This is a genomic window from Nostoc sp. (genome assembly GCF_036917315.1).
Taxonomy (GTDB): domain Bacteria; phylum Cyanobacteriota; class Cyanobacteriia; order Cyanobacteriales; family Nostocaceae; genus Nostoc.
In genome coordinates this window covers 270,520-296,164 of the sequence record NZ_JBALDR010000013.1, presented here as the reverse complement: position 1 = coordinate 296,164, position 25,645 = coordinate 270,520, and the positions used below count along the sequence as shown (strand labels likewise).

Annotated in this window: 24 protein-coding genes; 11 read left to right on the top strand and 13 right to left on the bottom strand. The window is 43.5% G+C overall.

From position 1 onward, the window contains the following. Positions 1 to 3 precede the first annotated feature (3 nt). The 6 genes from V7K84_RS07620 to V7K84_RS07595 form a co-directional block, all read right to left on the bottom strand. A complete protein-coding gene (locus V7K84_RS07620) occupies positions 4 to 300 on the bottom strand; it encodes a hypothetical protein (RefSeq protein ID WP_334837197.1) in 297 nt (98 codons plus the stop codon). Between the two features lie 225 nt (positions 301 to 525). After that, positions 526 to 1,089, bottom strand: coding sequence for a type 1 glutamine amidotransferase domain-containing protein (locus V7K84_RS07615; protein WP_334837196.1), 564 nt, complete (start codon positions 1,087 to 1,089; stop codon positions 526 to 528). Between the two features lie 21 nt (positions 1,090 to 1,110). Further along, the gene (locus tag V7K84_RS07610) at positions 1,111 to 1,278 is read right to left on the bottom strand and encodes a hypothetical protein (protein WP_334837195.1); all 168 of its coding nucleotides are present in this window, start codon (positions 1,276 to 1,278) and stop codon (positions 1,111 to 1,113) included. A gap of 14 nt (positions 1,279 to 1,292) precedes the next feature. Continuing rightward, positions 1,293 to 2,471, bottom strand: a complete 1,179-nt coding sequence (locus V7K84_RS07605; protein WP_334837194.1) for a zinc-dependent alcohol dehydrogenase — start codon at positions 2,469 to 2,471, stop codon at positions 1,293 to 1,295. Between the two features lie 98 nt (positions 2,472 to 2,569). Further along, positions 2,570 to 3,739, bottom strand: coding sequence for a zinc-dependent alcohol dehydrogenase (locus V7K84_RS07600; protein ID WP_334837193.1), 1,170 nt, complete (start codon positions 3,737 to 3,739; stop codon positions 2,570 to 2,572). Between the two features lie 5 nt (positions 3,740 to 3,744). Beyond that, entirely contained in the window at positions 3,745 to 4,236 is a 492-nt protein-coding gene (locus tag V7K84_RS07595; protein WP_334837192.1) for an SRPBCC family protein, read from the bottom strand. A 271-nt stretch (positions 4,237 to 4,507) separates the two neighbouring features. On the opposite strand from V7K84_RS07595, the gene V7K84_RS07590 reads away from it, so the two are divergent. Further along, positions 4,508 to 4,708: an SDR family oxidoreductase gene (locus V7K84_RS07590; RefSeq protein ID WP_334837191.1), complete on the top strand. Its 201-nt coding sequence runs from the start codon at positions 4,508 to 4,510 to the stop codon at positions 4,706 to 4,708. Positions 4,709 to 5,048: 340 nt separating this feature from the next. Beyond that, positions 5,049 to 6,395, top strand: a complete 1,347-nt coding sequence (locus V7K84_RS07585) for an NAD(P)/FAD-dependent oxidoreductase (RefSeq protein ID WP_334837190.1) — start codon at positions 5,049 to 5,051, stop codon at positions 6,393 to 6,395. A gap of 187 nt (positions 6,396 to 6,582) precedes the next feature. Here V7K84_RS07585 and V7K84_RS07580 read toward each other — a convergent pair whose 3' ends face one another. Then, entirely contained in the window at positions 6,583 to 9,018 is a 2,436-nt protein-coding gene (locus tag V7K84_RS07580) for a single-stranded-DNA-specific exonuclease RecJ (protein ID WP_334837189.1), read from the bottom strand. 192 nt (positions 9,019 to 9,210) lie between these two features. Then, positions 9,211 to 9,708 (bottom strand): quercetin 2,3-dioxygenase, encoded by a 498-nt coding sequence (locus V7K84_RS07575; RefSeq protein WP_334837188.1) that lies wholly within the window; start codon positions 9,706 to 9,708, stop codon positions 9,211 to 9,213. Positions 9,709 to 9,999: 291 nt separating this feature from the next. Here V7K84_RS07575 and V7K84_RS07570 point away from each other — a divergent pair, with 291 nt between their 5' ends. After that, positions 10,000 to 11,268, top strand: coding sequence for an ATP-binding protein (locus tag V7K84_RS07570; RefSeq protein ID WP_334837187.1), 1,269 nt, complete (start codon positions 10,000 to 10,002; stop codon positions 11,266 to 11,268). 137 nt (positions 11,269 to 11,405) lie between these two features. Beyond that, on the top strand, positions 11,406 to 11,843 hold the full coding sequence (locus V7K84_RS07565) for a thermonuclease family protein (RefSeq protein ID WP_334837186.1): 438 nt from the start codon (positions 11,406 to 11,408) through the stop codon (positions 11,841 to 11,843). Between the two features lie 88 nt (positions 11,844 to 11,931). Here the strand turns inward: V7K84_RS07565 and V7K84_RS07560 are convergent, their stop codons facing one another. After that, positions 11,932 to 12,969: a threonine aldolase family protein gene (locus V7K84_RS07560; protein WP_334837185.1), complete on the bottom strand. Its 1,038-nt coding sequence runs from the start codon at positions 12,967 to 12,969 to the stop codon at positions 11,932 to 11,934. A gap of 626 nt (positions 12,970 to 13,595) precedes the next feature. Here V7K84_RS07560 and V7K84_RS07555 point away from each other — a divergent pair. Continuing rightward, positions 13,596 to 14,378 carry an ABC transporter ATP-binding protein gene (locus V7K84_RS07555; protein WP_334837184.1) on the top strand — a complete coding sequence of 261 codons (783 nt, stop codon included), beginning with the start codon at positions 13,596 to 13,598 and terminating at the stop codon, positions 14,376 to 14,378. A 94-nt stretch (positions 14,379 to 14,472) separates the two neighbouring features. Next, on the top strand, positions 14,473 to 15,987 hold the full coding sequence (locus V7K84_RS07550) for an MlaD family protein (RefSeq protein WP_334837183.1): 1,515 nt from the start codon (positions 14,473 to 14,475) through the stop codon (positions 15,985 to 15,987). Positions 15,988 to 16,267: 280 nt separating this feature from the next. Here V7K84_RS07550 and V7K84_RS07545 read toward each other — a convergent pair whose 3' ends face one another. Further along, positions 16,268 to 17,230: a general stress protein gene (locus V7K84_RS07545; RefSeq protein WP_334837182.1), complete on the bottom strand. Its 963-nt coding sequence runs from the start codon at positions 17,228 to 17,230 to the stop codon at positions 16,268 to 16,270. Between the two features lie 585 nt (positions 17,231 to 17,815). Between V7K84_RS07545 and ypfJ the strand changes: the two genes are divergently transcribed. Further along, the gene (gene ypfJ, locus V7K84_RS07540) at positions 17,816 to 18,673 is read left to right on the top strand and encodes a KPN_02809 family neutral zinc metallopeptidase (RefSeq protein ID WP_334837181.1); all 858 of its coding nucleotides are present in this window, start codon (positions 17,816 to 17,818) and stop codon (positions 18,671 to 18,673) included. 251 nt (positions 18,674 to 18,924) lie between these two features. On the opposite strand, the gene V7K84_RS07535 is transcribed toward ypfJ, so the two are convergent. Continuing rightward, positions 18,925 to 19,221: a DUF3288 family protein gene (locus V7K84_RS07535; RefSeq protein ID WP_334837180.1), complete on the bottom strand. Its 297-nt coding sequence runs from the start codon at positions 19,219 to 19,221 to the stop codon at positions 18,925 to 18,927. A gap of 79 nt (positions 19,222 to 19,300) precedes the next feature. On the opposite strand from V7K84_RS07535, the gene V7K84_RS07530 reads away from it, so the two are divergent. Both V7K84_RS07530 and V7K84_RS07525 read left to right on the top strand, forming a co-directional pair. Beyond that, positions 19,301 to 19,537, top strand: a complete 237-nt coding sequence (locus V7K84_RS07530; RefSeq protein WP_334837179.1) for a hypothetical protein — start codon at positions 19,301 to 19,303, stop codon at positions 19,535 to 19,537. Continuing rightward, on the top strand, positions 19,530 to 21,983 hold the full coding sequence (locus tag V7K84_RS07525; protein WP_334837178.1) for an ATP-dependent Clp protease ATP-binding subunit: 2,454 nt from the start codon (positions 19,530 to 19,532) through the stop codon (positions 21,981 to 21,983). Before V7K84_RS07530 ends, V7K84_RS07525 begins: the two co-directional genes overlap by 8 nt. Positions 21,984 to 22,222: 239 nt before the next feature. Here the strand turns inward: V7K84_RS07525 and V7K84_RS07520 are convergent, their stop codons facing one another. Next, positions 22,223 to 23,728, bottom strand: a complete 1,506-nt coding sequence (locus V7K84_RS07520; protein ID WP_334837177.1) for a DUF3131 domain-containing protein — start codon at positions 23,726 to 23,728, stop codon at positions 22,223 to 22,225. Between the two features lie 149 nt (positions 23,729 to 23,877). Here V7K84_RS07520 and V7K84_RS07515 point away from each other — a divergent pair, with 149 nt between their 5' ends. After that, entirely contained in the window at positions 23,878 to 24,453 is a 576-nt protein-coding gene (locus V7K84_RS07515) for a TIGR04376 family protein (protein WP_334837176.1), read from the top strand. A 46-nt stretch (positions 24,454 to 24,499) separates the two neighbouring features. Beyond that, on the top strand, positions 24,500 to 24,925 hold the full coding sequence (locus V7K84_RS07510; RefSeq protein ID WP_334837175.1) for a hypothetical protein: 426 nt from the start codon (positions 24,500 to 24,502) through the stop codon (positions 24,923 to 24,925). A 237-nt stretch (positions 24,926 to 25,162) separates the two neighbouring features. On the opposite strand, the gene V7K84_RS07505 is transcribed toward V7K84_RS07510, so the two are convergent. After that, positions 25,163 to 25,579, bottom strand: coding sequence for a cupin domain-containing protein (locus V7K84_RS07505; protein ID WP_162400179.1), 417 nt, complete (start codon positions 25,577 to 25,579; stop codon positions 25,163 to 25,165). Between the last annotated feature and the right edge of the window lie 66 nt (positions 25,580 to 25,645).

Sequence of the window (25,645 nt, the reverse complement as noted above, 5' to 3'; positions counted from 1 at the left end):
CGGCTAGGCAAAAAGCTCGGAAGTCTTCTCCTCCAGTGGGTATTGACCGCGCCAGTGCAACAGATAAGAGTCCAGCCGATCGGTATGAAGTCGAGCGAGCGATTTCTCGCAGGCTACGATCGTCCCTCTCCGAGAAGCATTTCCAGGAAGAACCTGGAAACCAGGAAAGCCCGATCGCGCCGAGGTGGTGGTCGCCTCTGCGACCACCACCTCGGCGCGATCACCGTTATCGATGTACCAGGTTCCTTGACCGATCGCTGCCACCTCGCGCTGCGTGGAACCAAATCGATGTTGTTCCATACCTGTCCTCCTGATTAACGCTCCGAGTCGAATGGCACTAAGAAAAGGGAAAATCATTGAGGCAGCAGGGGTGCAGTGTTTCGACTACGCTCAACAACCGGAGCGGAGGAGCAGGGGAGAAAGAAGAAATTTTAGGCATTGCGTTCAGATATTTAGAAATTCCCCTCTGCAATCCCTACGCTGCTTACCTTTCAGCTTAACTTAGTGCCATTCCGCTCCGAGTCCTCACGCCATCTGCGGTACCTGCCCTGCATGGCTGAACAGCTCGATCATTTCCCGATTGAAGGCTGGGATGTCGTCTGGCTTGCGGCTCGACACGAGGTTGCTATCAACTACAACTTCCCGATCTACCCACTGGGCACCTGCGTTCTGGAGATCGGTCTTGAGCGACGGCCATGAGGTGATCTGCCGTCCGCGCACCACATCTGCCTCGATCAGAGTCCAAGGTCCGTGGCAGATCACCGCTACCGGCTTGTCAGTATCGAAGAAGGACTTTATAAACTCGATCGCCTTAGCTTTAGTCCGAAGTTGATCTGGATTGGCAACACCACCGGGAAGCAGGAGGGCATCATAGTCGGCTGGATTTACTTGATCGAGGGGGACATCTACCGGGAAAAAATCCCCTTTGTCATAATGGTTCCAGCCCTGAACGCGATCGCTCTTAGGTGAAATGATGTGGGTTTGAGCACCTGCTGACTCAAGGGCTTGCTTGGGTTGAGCCATTTCAACTTGCTCAAAGCCATCTGTAACCAGAATGGCAACTTTCTTATTTGTGAGTTCTTCTGTCATCTCTACCTCCTAAAGTATTGGCTAGTAGTCTGCCAAGGTAACTTTGCGTGGTGGCAAGCAGAGGTGCGGAGGGGCAAGGGGGAAAGAACTTGTACAAATCTCTCCTCTGCTCCCCTGCTCCCTTGCTCCTCTGCCGACCTCCACAAGCGCAATTTTGGGTTGGCGAACTACTAGACTTGGTTTTTTCATGTTCTTGTGGGGTTTTAGGCAGCCTGACCTGGCTTGAGCACGATCTTGATACAGTTGTCCTTCTTGTGCTTGAAAATTTCGTAGCCGTGCGGTGCTTGTTCTAGCGGCAGACGATGGGTGATTACAAAAGATGGGTCGATATCGCCATTTTGGACGCGATCGAGTAACGGGCGCAAGTACCTATGAACGTGCGTTTGTCCCGTTTTAAATGTTAAGGCTTTGTTCATGGCAGCACCCATCGGTATCTTGTCTACGAAGCCACCATATACGCCGGGAATCGACACAGTGCCACCTTTGCGACAAGCCACGATCGCTTGCCGTAGCACAGGGGGGCGATCGGTTTCTAACCGCACTGCCTGTTTTGCTTTGTCATAGAGTCCCTCTAGACCCATACCATGTGCTTCCATTCCCACAGCGTCAATGCAAGCGTCAGGACCACGCCCTCCTGTCATTTCCTTCAGGGCTTCGCCCACATCGACTTCCTCGTAATTAAGGACTTCTGCCTTGCCATCTTTCGCCATTTGCAGGCGTTCGGGAACTCGATCGATCGCAATGACACGTTCAGCACCTAACATGTAAGCACTCCGAATGGTGAATTGAGCCACGGGTCCACAGCCCCAGATAGCGACAATATCACCGGGCTGAATATTGGCGTTTTCCGCTGCCATGTATCCAGTGGGGAAGATATCTGTTAGAAACACGACTTGTTCGTCTGCTAGTCCATCAGGAATCTTGAGAAGGCCGACATCAGCAAAGGGAACGCGGGCGTATTCTGCTTGCCCTCCAGCGTAGCCACCCATCATGTGGGAGTAGCCAAAAAGACCAGATGGGGAATGACCCATGAGTTTTTCAGCTATCCAAGCATTCGGGTTAGAGTTATCGCACAGTGATGTTAACTGGCGTTGGCAGAAGAAGCAGTTGCCACAGGCAATGGGGAATGGAACAACTACGCGATCGCCTATCTTGATATTTTTGACGGCACTGCCCAATTCAACGACTTCACCCATAAATTCATGACCCAGGATGTCTCCCTTTTCCATTGTGGGAATGTAGCCGTCATAAAGATGTAAATCAGAACCGCAAATCGCCGTTGTCGTGATTTTGACAATAGCATCACGCGGATTAATGATTTTCGGCTCGGGTACGGTTTCGACCCGCACGTCGTTGGTACCTTGCCAGCAAACAGCTTTCATTGCGTTATTCTCCTTTTTTTATCTGGCACTAAGATGTAAAGGGGAAGAGATAACAAGCTTTCTTAACATCTTGGCGCACATTAAAGTTCGCTCACTGGTCAGGGTTTGAGTAAGACCTTGACGCAGTTGTCTTTTTTATGCTTAAACAGTTCAAAGCCTTGCGGTGCTTCTGCTAGAGGTAAGTGATGCGAGAACACAGCCGATGGATCGACTTCGCCCTTCAAAACATGCTCTACCAACCGAGGAATATACTTCTGACCGTGCATTTGTCCGGTTTTGAGTGTCAAGCCTTTGTTCATGAAAGCACCCATCGGTACCTTGTCGATAAAGCCAGCGTAAACACCCATGACTGATAGGGTGCCGCCTTTGCGACAAGCTAACATCATTTGCCGTAGCACATGGGGACGATCTGTTTCTAGACCCACTGCCTGCTTGGCTTTGTCATAGAATCCTTCCGGCCCCATCCCGTGGGATTCCATGCCCACAGCATCAATACAGGCATCAGGACCACGACCACCAGTCATTTCTTTGAGGGCTTCCCCCGCATCGACTTCTTCGTAGTTAATGGTTTCCGCTTTCGCAAAGTCCTTAGCCACTTGCAGGCGGTAGGAAAAGCGGTCAATCCCAATCACGCGCTCCGCACCCAGTAGATAAGCGCTACGCATGGCGAATTGTCCGACCGGGCCACAACCCCAGACTGCTACTGTGTCACCGGGCTGAATATCACATAAATCTGCCCCCATGTAGCCTGTGGGAAAGGCATCGCTGATCGGCAGCAGTTTTTCATCGGGGATGTCTTTGGGCACTTTGAATGCGCCAAAATCAGCAAATGGCACGCGGACGTATTCCGCGTCGCTACCAGCATAGCCGCCGAATAAGTGGGAATAACCATAAATTCCCGATGTCCCAAAGCCAAACAACTTCTCCTGCATCCAAGCGTTGGGATTTGAGTTGTCGCACAGCGACCACAACTGCTGATTGCAGAAGAAACAATGACCGCAACCGATCATAGAAGAGACAACTACGCGATCGCCCTTTTGCAATTTCTTGACTTCACTGCCCGTTTCGACGATTTCCCCCATGAACTCGTGACCGAGAATGTCACCTGGTTGCATGGTTGGGATGTAGCCATCGTAAAGGTGCAAGTCAGAACCGCAGATGGTGGTTGATGTAACTTTGACAATGGCATCACGCGGGTTGAGGATTTTTGGATCGGGAACTGTTTCGACCCGCACATCGTTAGTACCGTGCCAGCAGACTGCTTTCATATTAACTAACCTCCCTTTGGTTGACCTTCGGTTGTGGCAATTTCGCCAGCTTCCGCTATCATTTTGAAGCGACGCAGATCGTCACCGATTTGCTGTTCTGGTTCTTTGCCAAAGAGTTTGGCGATTGCGTCTCCAATCGCTCCACCAGGCGGGTTATATTTCGTGACAACTTTTACCTCAGTACCGCGATCGCCGGGTGCTGGCTGGAAGCGTACAAAACCAGAGTTGTCAACATCTGCACCTTCAACCGAAGCCCAAGCAATCAATTCGTTTTCCCGATCTTCAATGATGTCTGCATCCCATTCAATACTTCCACCTAACACCCCACTGGTCGTCCAGTGCGATCGCTTCTCGTCGTCTACCCTCACCTCTTTGAGATGCTTCATGAAGCGTGGCAAGTTATCAAAGTTACGCCAAAAGCGATAAAGTTCCTCTACTGGTTTGTTAATGGTTAAAGTCTTTTCAACTTTGACCTGTTGGTTCATGACTGTACTCATGACCATTACCTCTTGTGGTTGGTATATGTGTTTTAATTATCAAACTTGGAGTTATCAAACTTGGGACAAATTGATTTGTCCTAACTCTTCTCTTGCTTAGAGTTGTAGTTAAAAAAAAATTACTTTTACTCTTTCAATAGTCTTAGTTTTTCAATAAATTGATACTTCAAAAGTAGTAATTGGCATTTACAATATTTGTATACAAAAATACTTAGTTAATTTACAAAACAGTATTTTACTAGGCTGGACATATACAGAACGGGTAGAAGAATTGATCGATGCCCGCATTGCTAAAAGTGGTGAAACGAAAGAAGCAGAAATTGCTAGAATCAATAGGACAGTCCCTCTGGACCGTATGGGGACACCAGAAGAGTTTGCCAATGTTGCGGTATTTCTGATTTCACCAGCAGCCTCATTTGTGAACGGAGTCATGCTGCAAGTAGATGGCGGAATCATTCAAAGCACATTTTGAGCGGCTTGATTGAGCGAACAGAATTCAGGAGTCAGGAGTCAGAATTCAGAATTCAGAATAAATTATCTACGACTGGCGGCTAGCGAGTCATCGTACCCTTACGCAGTTTTCGTCCTGCTCCCTGCCCGGTTGTTGAGTTTCGACTACGCGGCAGTTGAGCGTAGTCGAAACTCAACTGCCGCTGTAGTCGAAACACTGCCCCCTGCCTTCCTCGACAAACTAACTTTGACTACTTTCATCATTTCTTCAAATGTTCTAAATAGACAGCAACCAGTATCATAATGCTGTTACATCTTTGTTAAGAATAGTTACAACTTCTTAACACAAGGAAATATTTCTGATGGAAGTCTCACTTGAAAAGAATGCACCACATCGGGTTGTTATCGTTGGTGGCGGCTTTGGTGGACTGTATACAGCAAAAGCTTTGAAGAAAGCAAATGTAAATGTTACTCTCATTGATAAACGTAACTTTCACCTATTTCAGCCGCTTTTATATCAAGTTGCCACAGGTACGCTATCACCTGCTGATATTTCTGCACCATTGCGATCTGTATTCAGCAAAAGCAAGAATACAAAAGTGCTGTTGGGAGAGGTAAATGATATCGATCCAAAAGCGCAACAAGTTATTCTGGGTGATGAAGTAGTACCTTATGACACATTAATTGTTGCCACAGGCGCTAACCATTCCTATTTTGGCAAAGATAACTGGAAAGAATTTGCTCCTGGTTTGAAAACTGTTGAAGATGCCATAGAAATGCGTCGCCAGATATTTTCGGCATTTGAAGCGGCAGAAAAAGAAACCGATCCCGAAAAACGCCGTGCTTTGTTGACTTTTGTGATTGTCGGGGGTGGGCCCACCGGTGTAGAATTATCCGGGGCGATCGCAGAATTGGCATACCAAACTCTCACAGAAGATTTCCGCAGCATCAACACCTCAGAAGCGAGTATTTTACTATTGCAAGGGGGCGAGCGCATCCTCCCACACATTTCACCAGAATTATCGAAAGTAGCAGCAGAATCTTTGCAAAAGTTGGGTGTGGCTGTCTACACTAACACCAGAGTGACAAAGATTGAAGATAACATCGTTACTTTCAAACAAGGCGATGAATTGACAGAAATTAACTCAAAAACTATTTTGTGGGCAGCTGGTGTTCAAGGTTCGCCTATAGGGAAAGCCCTAGCAAAAAGTACAGATGTAGAGTGCGATCGCTCTGGACGTGTGATTGTAGAACCGGACTTGTCTATCAAGGGTTATAAAAACATTTTTGTAGTGGGAGATTTAAGCAACTTTTCCCATCAAAATGGTAAACCCTTACCTGGTGTTGCACCTGTAGCCAAACAACAAGGAGAGTATGTAGCTAAACTGATTAAACGCAGGCTTAAAGGTGAGACTTTGCCACAATTTCGTTACAATGACGTAGGTACTTTGGCGATGATTGGGCAAAATTTAGCTGTTGTAGATTTAGGCTTAGTCCAACTCAAAGGTTTCATTGCTTGGCTCTTTTGGCTAGTAATTCACATCTACTTCTTAATCGAGTTTGACACTAAAATAGTAGTAGCAATTCAATGGGGATGGAATTATATTACTCGTAATCGTCGCTCTAGATTGATTACAGGTAGAGATGGTTTTGTAGAAGGAAAAACTGTTAACAAGAGGGTGCAACAGCCTTCTGGCACACCTCTTTAACTTCAGCGATGACACCCGATAGGACTCGTATTGTGTCCTGCTAAAGACTTATCATTTAGACCGCAGGGGGCAGGGGAGCAGAGGAGCAGAGGAGCAGAGGGGCAGGGGAGCAGAGGGGCAGGGGAGCAGGGGAGACAGGGGAGCAGGGGGAAAGAGGCTGTGTAGCGAACGCTATAAACCCTTTAAATTATTTACTGTCATAGCTGGCGATCGCCACAATCGTAGATAAGGGAACTTCTGCAAAATACTGTTGCTGAAATTGTTCTTCTCGAACAGCAGCTAAAAATCGTGCAACTGCTTCGTCAGCAAGATTTTCGGAACTATCGTTTGGATTCCAGGTAATTTGTAAAGAACGGTCTTGTCGTTGAACTGTGAACCCTAAGTATTTTAAAGCTTTGATGCCGACAAGTAAAGTTTGGTCGCTGATGCCGATTTTCTCTAAAAGTTGTCCGCGGGTAACTAGTTGATTTGTGCGACTGAGATATTTGGCAATTCCGACAAGAGTCAGCCAAATTTGATTAGGTGGTTGATGCTTAGGTTTAGACCAAGCGATCGCTAATTGTTGCTGATTCTCAAGCCCAGACGTAGAGCGACTTATCGCCAAACATCGCCGCAACCACATACGTAAATCATCCCAATTCGTGGGACAATCTTCAATAATTAGTCCTGAGTGCTGAGTGCTGAGTGCTGAGTGTTCCTGATTCCGTAAGTCTAGGATGTAGGGTGGATGCTGAGTAGTGAGTGCTGAGTTAGCAGAAGAACGCACGGCAATTAATCTGATTTCATAACGTTTTTTGAAGGTGTTGTAGTCTAATTCTGCTATGCAATCACACCTTCCTATGGGCAATTCATCTTTGTAGTGTCCCCACCATAAGCCAGGAAAAGCACTTCTGCTAGAGTCATCCCGAATATCAAACTCAGCTTTAATGTACTGTACCTTTTTCCCTTGCCAATCCTGCTGATTGCGATGCCAAGAATTTTCAAACCAGCAGTTTTGAATTAGCAATTTCGGAACAGGATTACCCATTCCACAAGGTTCTAGCAGTTTCAGTTCCAAAAATAACTCTTTCCCCAAGTCTGCTACCGTTACCGTCAAGTCTGCTTGCACGGTTGGCGTTAGAGTTGTACTACCTAAAGATTGCCGCAACTGCTGATTAATCGCCGCTGTAAATAAAGGAATATTTTCCACCAACAAACTCAAACCAGCTGCAAAGGGATGTCCCCCAAAGCGGTGTAACAAATGTGCTTGCTCTTTCACCAGCTGATATAAATCGACAGAATTCACCGAACGAGCGGAACCCCTTGCAAGCAAAGAAGAAGAATTGCTCCCCTGCTCCTCTGCTCCCCTGCTCCTCTGCTCCCCTGCTCCCCGGTCACTGAGCGTAGCCGAAGTGCTGCTCCCCTGCTCCCCTGCTCCTTCCGTACTCAACAAAATCGTCGGGCGTCCTGTTTCCTGTGCTATCTGTCCGGCGACTAAGCCCAATACACCCGCAGGCCATTGGGCATCTTCTAGGACAATAACGCTGGTGGTTGATAAATCTAGTTGAGTAAGTTTCTGCGCCACTTGTGCTTGCACATCTTTTTGTAAAGATTTGCGGCGGGCGTTGGCGAGTTCTGTGACTTCGGCGAGTTCGTTACAACGTTTGACATCCCGACTAGTTAATAATTCCACGCAAAAACTGGCATCACCTTGGATGCGACTAACGGCGTTAATTCTTGGCCCCAAACCAAAGGAAATATCTGTGGGGCGATCGCCACTTTTCTGGCACAATTCTAATAATCTTCCTACCCCTGGCCGCCGCCGTGCTGCTGCTGGCTGTTTAAAATCTTCTTGCAGTCGTTGAATTCCCATCTGTGCTAAGTAGCGACAATCTCCACTTAACTGCACTAAGTCGGCAATTAATCCAACTGCAACTAAATCTAATAAATCCTCCAACGGATATTTTGCAACATTGGGCAGACTTTGATATACTCCTTCCACCAACTTATAAGCTACCGCCACTCCAGAAAGATTAAATAACTGATGTTCCTTTGGAAAATAGCGAGGATTGATAATCGCTGCAACCGGTGGGCGTTCGGCTGGTAAAGTGTGATGGTCTGTAACTATTACATCTATACCTAGCTGTTTGGCATAAATAATTTCTTCAACATTTGTGCTACCTGTATCGCAAGTAACTATTAATTTGCAACCTTGTTTTGCTAAGTTATCAATCCCTTGATTATTAAGTCCGTGGGATTCTTTCAGGCGATTGGGAATGTAGTAAACTAACTGAGTATTTTGAGCGAAAAACTGCCCCAATCCATCCCAAAGTACCGATGTAGAGGTAATACCGTCGGCATCGAAGTCTCCCCAAATGGCAATTTTCTCTTTAGTATTATATGCTTGTTGCAAGCGTGCGATCGCCAGATGCATTTCTTGCCCAAACTCAAAGGGACTTGCTGGTTGATAAGTTTTATAGTTAATAAAAGCTGTTAATTGTTGGCGATCTTTAATACCCCGTTGCCACAACAACTGCGCTGCATACAGTCCACTTGATGCAGGTGTATACTGTTTTACTGCTTGGATAAACCACTCTGGTGGTTGTTCAGTTGCTGTTATAGTCCACTGCTGTTGTTCTGGCATATAAATAAAGTTAGGAGTGAAAACTTTTAAAATACAAGGCTGTGTTAAAGCATTAAAGATGGCTAATACAAAATCAAAAATATTTTCAGAAAGTCAAGTCCCTAAAATCATACGACTTAAATCTCATCGTATCTATAGGATTCCTTCTTTTCTATTCCCTCCAGAAATAGATTCAATAATCAAATCGAATTACTATACCTGCAAAGATTCAGCAGACGGCGGAATAATTTCAAGACCATATTTTGAAGCAGCAGCCAAAGCTTTTTCCATGTCTGCGGGATTAACGCTAGGTAATTGCGTCCTCTCTGAGACTGGCACACCTATTTCCCTAAAAAACTTTTCTAACCCTGCTGGTGTGAACCAGCAAAGTAATTTTGCTGGCTTTGTACCGATATTTGTAAACCTGTGGAGTTGACCTTTAGGAGAGTGAAGAAAGGTTCCAGGAATTGCTAAGATAATCTTCTCATCAAGCTGAAATTCCAATTCTCCCTCTTGAATATAGAAAGCTTCATCTTCATGACTATGAATGTGGGGAGGTGTACCGTTTTGTGGTTGAACGGCGATTTCAATTAGAGCATAAGCTTGACTAGTTTCTTCACCTACCGCCTTAAAGGTATACAAATCTCCAAGCACCCAGTACGAAGAACCTTGTCCTGGTTGCTGTAATATTCCTTGTAAATTGACTGTCATAGTGATTTACTTGTGAGATGCTTTCTAGTAATTAGGTAATTTGTCGCTCAATAGCCATTGCCTATTATCTACTTCTGAATTACCGAAAAATTGCTAATTTATAATTCATAACCACTTTTCAAGTAATTTTACTACATTACTCCCCACTCTCCACTCCCGTTGTATGCAAATAGGAGTTGTCTCTAGTAAAATCTTTCTATCAACTCACATCTTGTATTTCAACGATTAAAATCGCGGCTACCCAAACCAAGCTTGCGGAAACAGGCTGCAAAACCCATGCAATAGGCATCCATGAGCAAAACCAGTGATGACGAAATTTTGTTGCACAAGCAAACTTGGCATCGTGAGCGGCAAATAATATCACGTTTATCTTCTTTGAACTATCGAACTGGCGAACTGGGTAGTTATTTACACAACATTGCTTGCGGAGTCAGCGAACTCATTGGAGTTGACTGGACGGTTGTTACCTTTTGCCAAGAGGGCTTTGAAACTGTTCTAGCCAGTAGCCTTGAAATGGGCGAAGGCGAACATATTTATTCATTACATGGTTTACTAACTGGTACTGTTATCAAAATGGGTGAATCATTAGCAATAAAAGATGCTCAAAAACACCCAGAATATGGACAGGCTCCAGAAGGTTATTGTGCATATTTAGGGATACCATTGCGGACTGCTGAAAGTGAAGTGATTGGTACTATCTGTTCTTTTAATCGTCTACCACGTGATTTTACAAAAGAAGACATCCAGATTGTGGAATTGTTTGCTGAACGAGCTGCAACAGCAATTGAAAACTATCATCTCTATCAACAACAGTGCAAATTTAATCATATTCTAGAAGCTGAGGTAGAAAAACGTACCGCAGAATTACAAGCAGCCCAAGCAAAGCTTTTAGAACAAGAAAGACTGGTAGCAATTGGTGAATTTGCTGCGATGATTGTGCATGAAATTCGTAATCCTTTGACTACAATGCTCATGGGATTGAAATATTTCCGAAAAACCATTTTAACTGAATCTGCTCAAGAACGATTAGGATTGGCACTGAGCGAAGCTAGTCGTTTAGAACGTCTATTAAGTGAAATTTTGCTCTATGCCAAACCTCAAGTGTTACAACTTTGTGAATTGAACGTGAATGAATTTATTCATGAGTTGCTTGTATGCATTCGTGAAATGCCAGAAGCTCTAGAACGACAAATTGAATTTATTCCGGCATTGCCTACGGTAAAAATATTGGGAGATAAGGACAAACTTAAACAAGTATTTATCAACATTGTTCGCAATGCTTGCGAAGCAGTTGCAGCAGAAGATATCATTAAATTGAAAGTAAATTGTTCCAATATAGATAAAGTTTGTATTAATGTCCACAATAGCGGTGAGCCAATTCCATCAGAAGTTATCACCAAACTTTTTCAGCCATTCTTCTCTACAAAACCTTGTGGCACTGGGCTAGGACTTGCTATTACCAAAAGCATCGTCAATGCTCATAATGGGGAACTGTTAATCTCTTCTGACCTCTTGACAGGAACTACTGTGAGTGTTCAATTACCTGTAGTTCTTAAATGAAATTTTAATTGATATAAACACCAAGTTTTGGCAATGATAATATTTATTATTTTTATTTGCAACTTGTGAGCTAAATCACACTAGTAACCTAAGCACCGAAATAAAATTCTATGTGTGCATAAAATATTACATATAAAATGATGGAATTACTTCAACTAATGTTGGTGTTAGGTACAGTAGTTGGTGTTACAGATGGTAACACAATTTTGGTTAAAGATAATACAGGACAAACAACTATAGTCAAGTTAGCGTGTATTAACGCACCAGAGGCAACTGACAAGCGCTATGGTTTAGCAGCAACACAAAGGCTAAAACAGCTATTACCACCTCAAACTCCTGTTGTGATTAGAAGCACAGAACAAATTAAAAGTGGTCGTCCAGCGGGTGAAGTGTTTGTAGATAATCGGTCAGTAAATCTACTTTTGGTAGAGTCAGGTAATGCCGTCGTTGACCAAGAATCTTTACAAAATTGCTATGAGAGCAAAACCCAATTTTTAATTGCAGAAGCTAATGCTAAAAATAAGCATTTGGGTTTGTGGCAACAATCAAAATTATTGAAGTTACATACCAAGTAAGTGCTGACATATTAAGAGATGGGGTGCAATTACTGTGGTAATCATAACTAATTGTTTATGCGGACATAATATAAGTGGGTAAAATCGATTACTTTGCTGCGTTTTTAATATCATCAATCAACTCATCAATCCTTGATTTAGTAGTGTTCCAAGAACACATAAAACGTACTCCTCCCACACCAATAAATGTATAAAACTGCCAGTTTTTGGCTTTTAAGCTGTGAATGACTTCTTCAGGTAATTTTACAAATACGGCATTGGCTTCTCTAGGAAACATCAAGTCAACACCTTCTATATTTAATAGTTGATTTTCTAAGTATTCAGCACATTGATTGGCATGTCTGGCATTTTTTAACCAAGCACCAGTTTCTAATAAACCCAACCAAGGAGCCGAAATAAATCGCATTTTTGAAGCTAGCTGGCCTGCTTGCTTGCATCGATAATCAAAATCTTCTGCTAGCGCTTTATTGAAGAAAAGAATGGCTTCACCTAATGCCATTCCATTCTTGGTACCACAAAAACACAATACATCCACTCCACTTTTCCAAGTAATTTCAGCAGGGCTTTTATTCATAGCGGCAACTGCATTTGCAAAACGAGCGCCATCCATGTGAATCTTTAAGTTATATTTGTTTGCAACTTCTTTAATACTTAAAAGTTCTTCAATAGAATATAAAGTTCCTAATTCAGTTGATTGCGTAATGCTAATAACTTTAGGTTTGGGATAATGAATGTCAGTACGTCTGGTGACAATTGACTCTATAGACTCTGATGTTAATTTGCCATTTTTACCGTGAGCAAGTAGCAGTTTAGAGCCATTAGATGCAAATTCAGGTGCGCCACATTCATCTGTTTCTATGTGAGATGTTTCATGGCAAATGACACTGTGATATGACTGGCAAAGAGCAGCTAAAGATAAAGAATTTGCGGCTGTACCGTTAAAGGTAAAAAATACTTCACAATCAATTTCAAAGAGTTCCCGAAAATAATCTGCTGCTTTTTGAGTCCATTCATCATTTCCATAAGCTGGAACACTACCTTGATTTGCCCTAATCATATATTCCACTGCTTCAGGACAAATACCAGAAGAATTATCACTTGCAAACTGCTCTAATTGGCTACTCATAATTTCTACTTTGATTTTTAACAGTAATTTTTACAATACTAGTAAATAATTTTTGACTTTGCCAATTCTCAGATTGGCAGATAATGCTATTAACCTTTATAATTAATCATTTATGAAAAACCGATTTTTGGCTTACATAAAATTTGGAAGTCTGAATTTTTTGATTTTTACAACTTAAACCGGATTTTTATATCTTGTATCAACCTACTTAATTAGCTTTTTTGGCTGTAACTTTTCTCTGAATTAGTTATAACTTTAAGTAGTATAGTAATACTATTAAATGACTTTGCTTATGTCTACATAAAACTGGAATATTATTTTCACACCACTGAGATGTTTAATTACTACGGTGTCTTCGTCAGCCTTGGGTTGAGCGTATTTTGAGACGTTAAACATCGCAAATAACTAAATATTATGCTAAAAAAATAAAGTTTGCTAATCAGAATGCTAATTGTCTACTTATAATATACTATACAATAATTTCCTACTAATAAGTATGAAATCACTATTGGGCATATTTGTCCATTGTTAGTTCTCAGTAGTCATTTATTTATTTTCTACTGACTAATGATCGATGACCAGCGATCAATACTTCGGCTGCGCTCAGTACAAGTGACTAATAACTAATGACTGAACCATTGATTGAACTGAAAGGTGTTTCTAAGTCCTTTGGTAGCCATAAAGTTCTAGATAATGTAGACTTGACCGTTTACCGGGGAGAAGCACTGGGAATTATTGGGCCATCAGGGACTGGGAAATCAACTATCTTACGAGTAATAGCGGGGTTACTTAGTCCTGATGAAGGAGAAATTTATGTGCAAGGAGTGCGGCGAGAGGGTTTGATTGAGGATGGCGGCCAGCAGGTTGGCATTGGTATGGTGTTTCAGCAGGCGGCGCTATTTGATTCGCTGACAGTAGAGGAAAATGTGGGATTTTTACTTTATCAAAATTCAAAGCTGTCGCGATCGCGCATCCGAGATTTGGTAGAAGAAAAGTTGGAGATGGTAGGTTTACCAGCAATAGGCCACCTCTACCCAGCCGAACTTTCCGGGGGAATGCGCAAACGGGTAAGTTTTGCCCGTGCGGTTATGTCTAACCCTGATAATCCCAATGAAGGGCCAGAAGTTCTACTATACGACGAACCAACGGCTGGACTCGATCCCATTGCCTCAACAGTCATCGAAGATTTAATCCGCCACTTGCAATGTTTACATGGAGTTTGTAGTACATACGCCGTTGTTACCCACCAGGACAGCACTATCCGCCGTACATCTGATAGACTTATATTTCTCTATGAAGGTAAAGTGCAGTGGCAAGGTACAGTTAGTGAAATATACAACACAGAACATCCCTTGATCAGACAATTTATCAGTGGAAGTGTTCAAGGCCCGATTAAAGTCGCCGGCTAGAAACTTAAAAGCCAGGAGTAAAGAGTTAAATTTAACTACTAACTCCTAACTTTTAACTCCTAATTGGTTATTGGTTGTTGGTGGAGGCAAAAAAATGCGAGGTCTTATGACAAGTCGCTTCGCGTCTGGGCGAACATTTAGAGAAGGTTCTGTGGGGTTATTACTCCTGCTAGGACTAGGGGTATTTGGATTACTCTTTCTGTGGTTAAATAGATTCACCGCTGCTGGCCGTTCATACAAAATTATTGTAGAATTTGCTAACGCTGGCGGAATGCAAAAGGGAGCAGCAGTTCGCTATCGTGGCGTTAAGGTAGGAACTATTTCCCATGTTCGACCAGGCCCAAATGCCATTGATGTAGAGATTGAAATTGCCCAAACTGACCTCATTATCCCCCGTAATGTAGTAGTGGAAGCTAATCAAAGCGGATTAATTAGCGAAAGTATTATCGACATCACACCAAAAGCAACTTTGCCTGCTGGGGTTGTGACTGCTAAACCCCTAGATAAAAGTTGCGATACCAGTCTCATAGTCTGTAATGGCTCGCGCTTAAAAGGTCAGGTTGGCATCAGTGTCGATCAACTAATTCGCAGTTCAACTGAGCTAGCTGGTGCATACAACGATCCAAAATTTTATAGAAATGTCAATAGGGTTCTAGAAACTACCACAGGCGCAGCATCCAGTTTTAGTGAGCTAAGTCAGGATTTACAAGGTTTGACCAAAAGCCTACAACTACAACTTAATACCTTTTCCGCTACGGCTAATTCAGTGCAACGGGCGACAAACCAACTTAATGCATCTGCAAATCAAACAGTAAATAAATTCGGTGCAACTGCAACTCAAGCAAATCGGTTGCTAAACAACCTGGATAATTTGTTGACAACAAATCGTTCGACGCTGGTTGGTGCGTTGAATAATATCACCGAAACCAGCAACCAATTGCGTGTTACAGTCAGTAGCTTATCACCGTCTGTCAATCGATTGACTCAAGGAGAATTACTCAATAATTTAGAAACGCTTTCAGCAAATGCAGCCCAAGCCTCAGCTAATTTACGCGATGCTTCTAAAACCTTAAACGATCCAAAAAATGCGGTGTTGCTGCAACAAACTTTAGATTCAGCACGAGTAACCTTTGAAAATACCCAAAAAATTACATCTGATTTAGATGAATTGACAGGCGATCCTAATTTCCGTAAAAATCTGCGGCAATTGGTGAATGGTTTAAGTGGTTTAGTATCTTCTACACAACAGATGCAGCAACAAGTGCAGGTTGCTACTACTCTAGATTCGGTAAAAGCTGCTGTGAGCAAACCAAAGAATCTAATTCCTACCCCAGCACCAACCCAACAGGCGATGTTTAATGACAAATCGCTATCAGTCTACGAAATTAATCCCTCAGCGGCTAATTTTGCAAGTACCGACACCGACCTTCAACCAAGTCCCAGTCCGTCTATCCCAAACTCATCCCAAGAAAACCTTTTGAAGCAGCTGCGGGAGTATGGCAAGCAACGGGAGCAACTGGAGACGGAGAAAGAGGCTATACAGGTTGACCCTTCAGCTTCGCTCACTGCTGACCCTGAGCAAAGCCAAACTGTTGAGAATTTTAAGTAAGGTATTTTACTGTCAGGTGAATGTGTTGAAGCTCATCGACACCACTCGGTATAACCTTGAAAGGTGTCGATTGTCTGCATAGTAGAGTTTTCAGGCTGCAAAACCCATTGCTTAGTGATACAGCAGATTTCAAGTTGGCGAGGTACACAAGCTAAATCTGTTACCCAGATATAAAGCGTATTTTAATCCTGTTAGCGCAGCGGGGCGTAACCCATTCTGAATTCTGCTGTATCTGCCAAAACTTAAATAAGTTTGCTCCCATTCATGACAGCACCCGCTTTTAAGAGCGAATTAACATTGGATCATAAATTTGAGACTCTTGCACCCCATAATTACCCAGAATAGACCTAGCTATATCTTGCTCGCGATCTGTGCCGCTAACAATAAGTATGTAATTGCCTTGCTCTATTTGCTCGTTATAAAAGCGTGCCCACTCATCTGCTATTCCTAACCTCATAGCGTCAAAGCGTTCACTTAAATTAATGCCTGTTGGCACAACCAATTGAGAAAAGTCTTTACAAATCAAGGAAATCTGGTTTACTGAAAAACCTGCGATACACATATCCTTAATTGCCGCTTCAGCATTATCTATGCTATTAAAGCAACTAACACTATACTTAGACATCATCCCACTTTTATTAGGAATTGCACTAGCAGAAGTCGTTGTGGTCAGAGAATTTGTAGTTTCAGATTCACTGTTGAGATGCTCGTAAATACCAAACTCTTCAATACCCCAACGCTGTAGTATTTCTTGTACTTTAGCAATTTCAAAAGATGTACAATCCACGATTATTAAATAGTGTCCGTCCTCTACTCGCTCGTTATATGCTCTAGCTTGCTCTGACGACATTCCCCAACCAACTAATGCACCAGCAAAAGTCCCAGTGGCAGCACCAATACTCGCCCCAACAAGGGTTGTAACCAAAGCAGTTGCCGCTGCCCCAGCCAGCATTATTGGGCCAACTCCAGGGATTGCTAAAGTCCCAAGACCCACTAATAAACCAGTTAACCCACCAACAGCGCCCCCTGAAAGTCCTCCTACTGTTGCACCTTCGTCAGCTTTATCATTAGTGTCCTCTTTAACTTCATTACCAGTAATCTCATGATTGCGATCTGAATTTTGTACAACTACAGATACTTTCTCCATCGCCAAGCCAGAATCTCTCAACTCATGTATTGCCCGTTCTGCATCTATCCGATGAGTAAATACGCCTACAGCACGTTGATATTGACTTAAAACCATAATTACTCCTTGGTCGCAGGGGAAAGATTAATCACTGACAAAGTTGATTCTTCAGTACTTGTTATATTAAATACGAGTTGGTTCAATTCAAAACTATCCTTAGTAATAAAATACATTCTCTCGCTCATTAGGTAGGCAGTAACAGCCTCAACGGTGCGAGTCAAAAAGTAAATACACCAAGATGGAAAAACCTCTAACTGATGCAGAATTATTATTAGTGAGTGGCACGGAACAGCCTTAACTACATGTGTATATCCAACGCAGACATAACAACATTCCCCTGTGTTGATATTTTAAATTCTCACAGCTTGGTCATGGAATGCAAATTACGTCTTTGAAATTCCGCTTCCGTCCTAACTGTGGTGTTTTTTATAACGAGTCCGGGAATTCTGTGTGATTTGATGGACAACCTGTTTAACAAAACCTTTCTAAAGGCTGACTGTCCTTTATTTATTGTTTGTCCGTAGGCAGAAGAGATCGATACATAGAATAAGTAATATTAATTTGTATAGCTAAAAGGCTTGTGTAGATTTCATCCTACCTAGTTCAAGCCGTATTTCTTTATGAGTTTGGTAAGCAGTAATTATGCGTTGGCAAATAGGTCGTCGGAGTACAAATGTTGAAGATCGGCGTGGGATGAAGATTTCCGCTCCTGTCGTGGGTGGGGGCGTAGGAGCAGTACTCATATCGCTAGTGGTTTTACTATTGGGTGGCGATCCCAGTGCCCTTTGGCAACAAGATTCCCCGCCAACTGATAGCCCGATACCTGAGTCACCTCAAACAACAGGATCTCAAACTCAAGATCGAATGGCGGATTTTGTATCTGTTGTACTGGCTGATACAGAAGATACATGGAGTGAGCAGTTTCGGCAAGACGGAAAAACTTATGTAGAACCAAAGTTAGTTCTTTACTCAGGAGCGGTAGAGTCTGCTTGTGGATTTGCACGTTCAGCAGTTGGGCCGTTTTATTGTCCGCGCGATCAAAAGGTGTATATTGACTTGAGTTTTTACCGCGATTTGAAGACTCGATATCAGGCACCGGGAGATTTTGCTCAAGCATACGTGATTGCTCATGAAATTGGACATCATGTCCAAAATCTACTGGGGATTTCGCAGCAAGTTCAAACCTTGCAGAACCAAGTGAGTCAGACGCAAGCAAATCAGCTTTCTGTGCGATTAGAATTACAAGCAGACTGTTTTGCAGGCGTTTGGGCAAATCATGCTCAACGCTCACGGCAAATTCTGGAAACAGGTGATATTGAAGAAGCATTGAACGCAGCTAGCAGTATTGGAGATGACCGCTTGCAAAAACAAGCTAAAGGCTATGCTGTGCCAGAATCTTTTACACATGGTAGTTCCGCCCAAAGGGTTCGTTGGTTTAAACAAGGTATCCAAACGGGCGATCCTCAGAAATGTAATACTTTTGCCAAAACAAATTCCTAACATATTTCAAGTTTTACGATTCTCTGGCAGATATCAAGCTTTATTGGCAAAACTTTCCCGATCGCAGGAGCAGAAATTGAGGAAGCGATCGCCACAATCGATTTAGACTATTTCCAAGAAGACTTGTCTAAACTCGTCTCGTTCTGGAAACAAGGTAGCGATCGCAAACGACTACGCTCAGGGCAAGTCGCTCAATAGCTGGGCAATTTTCCTCCTGCCTCCTGCCCTCTGCCTCCTGCCTTCCTTGATAACTAATTCCAATCCTGTTCATCTTTCTTGCCACGGCTTTTGTAAATTCCACCCAAATCGTGAATTTGACGAGTTTTCTCAAAAAGCTCGGTCTCGCTCAAACCCCACTGTTGCAAGACTTTATCTAGGTCTTTTTGGATGTCTCTCGCCCCTGGAAACCCTTGATAGCGCATTCGCAGTCTAGCCAATTCTGCTAAGTTATAGTCTGTCGCCTCTTGAGCGAGTAAAATATCAATAAGGGGGCGATCGCGGTTATAAAGTGGATGTTGTTGATCTTTACCGGCCGTTGCTTCAGTCATTGTCAGTCCTGAGTTTAGAGTGCTAAGTCCTGAATTTTAAGTTTAGCTGACAGTGGAAAACAGAACAGACAAAAGAAAATTGTCAAATACCGAAAGTTTAACTGTCAACTTTGCCACTTCTGACTTTCTCCGTACTCTACTCAACACTTTTAGTAGACGGCAAGTACACCTGATGTCTTACGGCTCTCACCACTGCCACTTAACTTTAAATAAAGTTACATTAGTCCTTAAGAAAATACAAAAAACTTTAGATGAGGGTGAATTTTATCTCACCCAAAGTCCAAGCAGCGAGGGAGCAATAACCCATTATGTTTGAACACTTCACTTCCGAAGCCATTAGAGTAATTATGTTAGCTCAGGAGGAAGCACGTCGCCTGGGACATAACTTCGTAGGAACTGAGCAAATTCTCCTGGGTTTAATGGGAGAAGGAACTGGGGTTGCTGCTAAAGTGCTAGCTGAATTAGGCGTTACCCTCAAAGATGCACGTCGCGAGGTAGAAAAAATTATTGGTAGGGGTTCTGGCTTTGTACCACCAGAAATTCCTTTTACTCCTAAAGTAAAAAGCCTCTTCGAGCAATCGTTTAAAGAAGCTCATAGTTTGGGACAGAATTACATTAACACTGAACACTTACTCTTAGGATTAACCGAGGCTGGTGAAGGTGTCGCCGCCAAAGTACTGCAAAATCTAGGTGTTGACTTCAAGAGTGTCCGCAGTGCCATAGTTCGCCGTTTGGGTGAAAATGCACCGGCTTTTGCTGGTAGTGGTAATCAAAAGCGCACCCAACCGCTAACAATGGAAGAATTTGGCAGAAATTTGACCAAATTAGCCCAAGAAGGCAGACTCGACCCCGTAGTTGGTCGCCAGAAGGAAATTGAGCGGGCAATCCAAATTCTCGGTCGCCGGACTAAGAATAACCCAGTGTTGATTGGGGAACCAGGAGTTGGTAAAACTGCGATCGCCGAAGGTCTAGCTCAACGAATTATCAACCAGGATGTTCCTGAAAGTTTGCAAGACAAACAAGTTATCAGCCTCGATATGGGGTCATTGGTAGCTGGAACTCGCTTCCGTGGCGATTTTGAAGAACGCATCAAAAAAGTTGTGGAAGAAGTTCGCACTGTCGGCAATATCATCTTGGTGATTGACGAAATTCACACCTTGGTTGGCGCTGGTGGTACAGAAGGTGGCTTGGATGCAGCCAACATCCTGAAACCTGCCTTAGCACGGGGTGAACTCCAGTGCATCGGCGCAACTACCCTCGATGAGTATCGGAAGCATATTGAGCGCGATGCCGCCCTAGAGCGTCGTTTCCAACCGATTAAGGTCGGGGAACCCTCAGTAGAGGAAACCGTACAAATTCTCTACGGCTTGCGCGGTGCTTACGAACAGCACCACAAAGTCACAATTTTGGATTCAGCACTTGTAGCAGCAGCAGAATTATCAGACCGCTATATTAGCGATCGCTTCTTGCCCGATAAGGCAATTGACTTGATTGATGAAGCTGGTTCTCGCGTTCGTCTGCGGAACTCCCAAAGTTCTCCCAATAAAGAACTTAAGCGGGAACTCGCTGGCGTTACCAAAGAAAAAGAAGCAGCAGTCAGAGTCCAAGATTTTGACAAAGCTACAGAACTGCGCGACCAAGAGTTAAAACTCGCAGAACAACTGCAAGCAACGTTTACACCAAACGAGCAACCTGTCAACTCAACTGTAGTTGACGAAGAAGACATTGCTCAAATCGTTGCCTCTTGGACTGGCGTACCAGTCAACAAGCTGACTGAATCTGAGTCAGAGTTGCTCCTACATCTAGAAGACACTCTGCATCAGCGGCTCATCGGTCAAGAGCAAGCAGTTACGGCAGTGTCTCGCGGTATCCGTCGCGCCCGCGTTGGCTTGAAAAATCCCAATCGTCCCATTGCTAGCTTTATCTTCTCTGGTCCTACTGGAGTTGGTAAAACAGAATTGGCGAAGGCACTAGCTGCCTACTTCTTTGGTGCGGAAGATTCGATGATTCGGCTAGATATGTCCGAATACATGGAAAGCCACACCGTCGCCAAGCTAATTGGTTCGCCTCCTGGTTATGTCGGATACGACGAAGGCGGACAACTTACAGAAGCCGTGCGGCGGAAACCATACTCAGTGCTGCTATTCGACGAAATCGAAAAAGCACACCCCGATGTATTCAATATGCTGCTGCAACTCTTGGATGACGGCCATCTTACCGATGCCAAAGGTCGGAAAGTGGACTTCAAGAATACGCTGATCATTTTGACTTCTAACATCGGTTCCAAGGTGATTGAAAAAGGTGGTAGTGGCTTAGGCTTTGACTTCGACACTCAAGCCGACGCTAGTTATAACCGCATCCGCACCTTGGTAAATGAAGAATTGAAAGCTTACTTCCGTCCAGAGTTCCTGAACCGTCTCGATGAGATTATCGTCTTCACCCAGCTTTCCAAGGATGAAGTTAAGCAAATCGCCGAAATTATGCTTCGCGATGTTGCTAGCCGCTTGACAGAAAAGGGAATTATCTTAGAAGTTAGCGATCGCTTCAAAGAGCTTGTGGTACAAGAGGGTTATAACCCCAGCTACGGCGCTAGGCCATTACGCCGGGCAATTATGCGCCTCCTAGAAGATTCTCTCGCCGAAGCAATGCTGTCTGGTGAAATTACAGATGGAGACACAGCTCTCATCGATGTTGATGATGACTCTCAAGTGAGAGTTAAAAAATCAGAAAAACGAGAATTGCTCTTGGCAAATGTTGGCTAATTTTATACCCGATCGCTTTTTACTGTAATATTTGAGAAACACTCCAGCCTCTTGCCTAGAGCAGAGGCATAAACAGGGTCATCTCAGACAAACATCAAGTGAAATGGTATTATTTCTCACCCCTAGTAGAAATGCTAGGGGTTTTTTTATGCGATTTATTTTGAGTGGGCAATACCCGTCTACACACTGTAGCAAATAGAGGATTGAGGAGGGCGATCGCGGACATGAAATAACTTAACTTATGGTCTTTTTATAGTCTTCTCGGTTAACTTATGGCTCTTGACTCCTGCCCAAACAGTAAGTGGCTGCCCAACTTGCTTATACAGTAAGCTTTCCAGAATTACACCATTATTGTTAGCGGTGAGAGTTTTATTCGGCTGACGCAAAGACTCATAAAAGCCGTTGTACCAGCCTTCTTGAGACTTAAGATTGCCTTGAACGAAATCAAATAACTGACGGGTATAAGTAGTGTTATAAAGCACATGCCAGCCGATCGCAGCTTTGGCACTGAGGAATCGCAAATCGTTGTGCTGTTCTCTGGTATCCGCGATGGTTGCCCAAGGTTCTCCATTGACAAATAAGCTGCTGTAAACAAAGTATGGCGCGCGATCTAAGTTATCTTCGGTGACGGCAGTTAATTGTTTTGTCGCTTCATAACGCGCTGCTTGAGCAGCTAAAATCCGATCGGCATAAGCTTTAGGCAAAGCTTGAAACCCAGTTTCGATACCATCCAAGATATAGGGTTCGCTAAGAACGTAGTTATTGGCTCCAGAGTTTTTATAGTCTCGTTTGTCGTAAGGAATTCCCTGTCCGTAAAGATCGACAAAGGCAGTATGGGACTGATAATCTAAAGCTTGATTAACATTCAAGCCCCAAAGCTTCAAACCATAAGCAGCATAATTCTCATAGCCCAAGCGACCTTCTTGATTGTATTGTTCTTTGCCTTTGATGACAGCAGTACCATACATTTGACCGTTTGCGGTCAGACGCTTGACTTGCCAGTGTTTCCAAACTGCTGCTGTTTGCGATCGCATTTCTGGATACTTTGCTTCGACAATCTTCAACCAGATTGCCATTCTCCCCAAATCAATGGCTGACCAGCCAATTTCTTCCCGTTTTTCTAGTTGACCATAATTAACAGGTACGAGAGTTTTCGCATTGTAAACTTTGTTGGGTAGTTCTCCTTTATACAAAGGCATTGACGCCAGTGTATTCAACATTTTGCTCATTTTGGCTTCAAATTCAGCCGCAGGCACGATATTGAGTTCTCTAGCACTGACTAAGGCGGCGATCGCTGCTGCCTGATCCCACATACTTACAGCAGCAAAGCCATCAACAGAACTAATCAAGCCAGTTTCATCGTTCCAGTTACGCTGGAAGTATGACCAAGCTTGACGGGCCGTTGTCATTTCTTCTGGGGTTAGTTTTCCAACTCCAGGAGCAACGTATGGAATTATGGCTACTGTTAATTGATTCTTAGGAATCGGTTGACCTGGCAAAACTACGGATTTAGCATCAAGGCTAGCAACTATTTCAGCTTGTTCTGCACTAAAGACAGGGTTTTGGGGCTTCTCTGGTTGGGAAGCAGTTGGGGATGTTGATATTTCAGGTTTTTTTATAGAAGTATTGGAAAGCTGCTTAGACCAACCATTTAAAAGTGCGATCGCGATCGCAGCGGTAACGACTCCTCCTACAGTAGCTAGTATGGACAAGCTCTTAGGTGGTGGTTGAAAGTCAGAACTCATACTGATTAAAGCCTTATTTTGTAAGTCAGGGTTATTTGCGTAGTTTCACTAAATACATTCTTCCCAACTTTGAAATCTAACTAACACCCAGAAGTCCATCTGACCACTACAATAAAATAGGCACGCACCCGATCTCTGGAGTTCTAGCAGTGGGCTTATTTGATGATTTGAGTCGGTTTTTAGAAAACCGTTTAGAAGAATTCTTGCGTAACAATCCACATTTGGAGTTAGAGGCGCTGCTAGAACAGCTGCGTGAGCAAGAAGAAGACACATTAAAGCTAATCGCAGATTTAAGATTACAAGAGAAGCGATCGGAAGAAGAAATTCTCTCCACCGCGCAAGAAATTCAGCGTTGGCATATCCGCATTCAAAAAGCCAAAAACGCTAATAGAGAGGATTTGGCGGCAGCAGCGGGCGAGCGAGAAGCAGCCCTGTTGCGCGAAGGAAATCAGCGCTGGGGACACATGCAAGGGCTGAAAGAACGCATTAACCAATCTCAAGAATTACTGAAAAAAATTCAGCAACGGCGGCAGGAAGTGCAAGCTAAAGCAGCCGAAGCACAGACAGCCCGTGCTAAAGCGCAAACCCAGCAGCGTTCGGAAACCATTGGCTGGTCAAATAAAACTAGCACTTTTTCTAGTGGTTTTGATGACTTAGAAGAGAAGTTCCGTAGCTGGGAAACTCAGGATGAGTTAGAGCAAATGAAGCGGAATATGCAGAAGTAGCGCCTATTGGCTAAAATACGCCGAAATAACAAATGCGAACGCAAAAGTGACAAATGCGAATTCAAAAGTAACAAATGAGTTCGCCAAAGCAACAAATGCGAACGCAAAAGTAACAAATGCGATCGCAAAAGTAACAAATGCGAACGCAAAAGTAACAAATGCGATCGCCAAAGCAACAAATGCGATCGCAAAAGCAGCAAATGCGAACGCCGAATCAACAAATGCGATCGCCGAATCAACAAATGCGAACGCCGAATTAACAAATGCGATCGCAAAAGTAACAAATGCGATCGCCAAAGCAACAAATGCGAACGCCAAAGCAACAAATGCGATCGCCAAAGTAACAAATGCGAACGCCGAAATAACACATGAGTACGCCAGAAATAGCTTACTCACTTGGTTTTTAGCGTCAGTTTTACTCCACCCTAACCCTCCCCAATCCATTGGGGCTAAGGTGTACACACAAGTATAGTCCGCAAGGGTTTTAAACCTTTTAGCCCCATTAATACCCCACTTTTGGGCAACTGGAAACTCAATTTCTCCCCCTTATTTTAGGGCTAGGGAAACGAAACCAAGTTTTAGGTGGGATTTCAAGACTTCTGTGTACACGGTAGATCCATTGGGGAGGGAACAAGATTTCTTATTTCCCCCCTCTACAAGGGCAGGGCTGTTTCATTCCCTAAAAGATGTAAAGTGATAATATTCAGCTTCAACATTTTTGGTCAGGATAAAGACAAATTTCTTGTGGCGAACTTCGGGCAACGATATATTCCATCACTTCCTGCCCGCAATTAACCGGACAATGCACGACACCAGTTTTAATATAGAGAAAATCGCCTGCTTTTATATCTACAAATGTATCATTCTCAACACCTAGCAAAACTCTGCACGTTCCCGTAATAATGTATATCGCAGTCTCAAAAGGATGGTAGTGTGGGGTTGCACCTGCTCCTGGAGGAATTATGCCGTGAGCCATACTAAGGTGCTTCGATCCAACAGTTTCTTCAGTTACACCCCAGCCTCGAACATAGCCATGATCTGTATCACAAATTCTTTCTGGCTCCTGAACAACTACAACACTACTCACTTGCTGTGAGATGCAAGTATCTAAAATTTCAGAACTCATAAACTATCAACCTAAAGACTATACTATTCAAAATAAATCAGTTCTTAACATCTCAGACTCTAAATA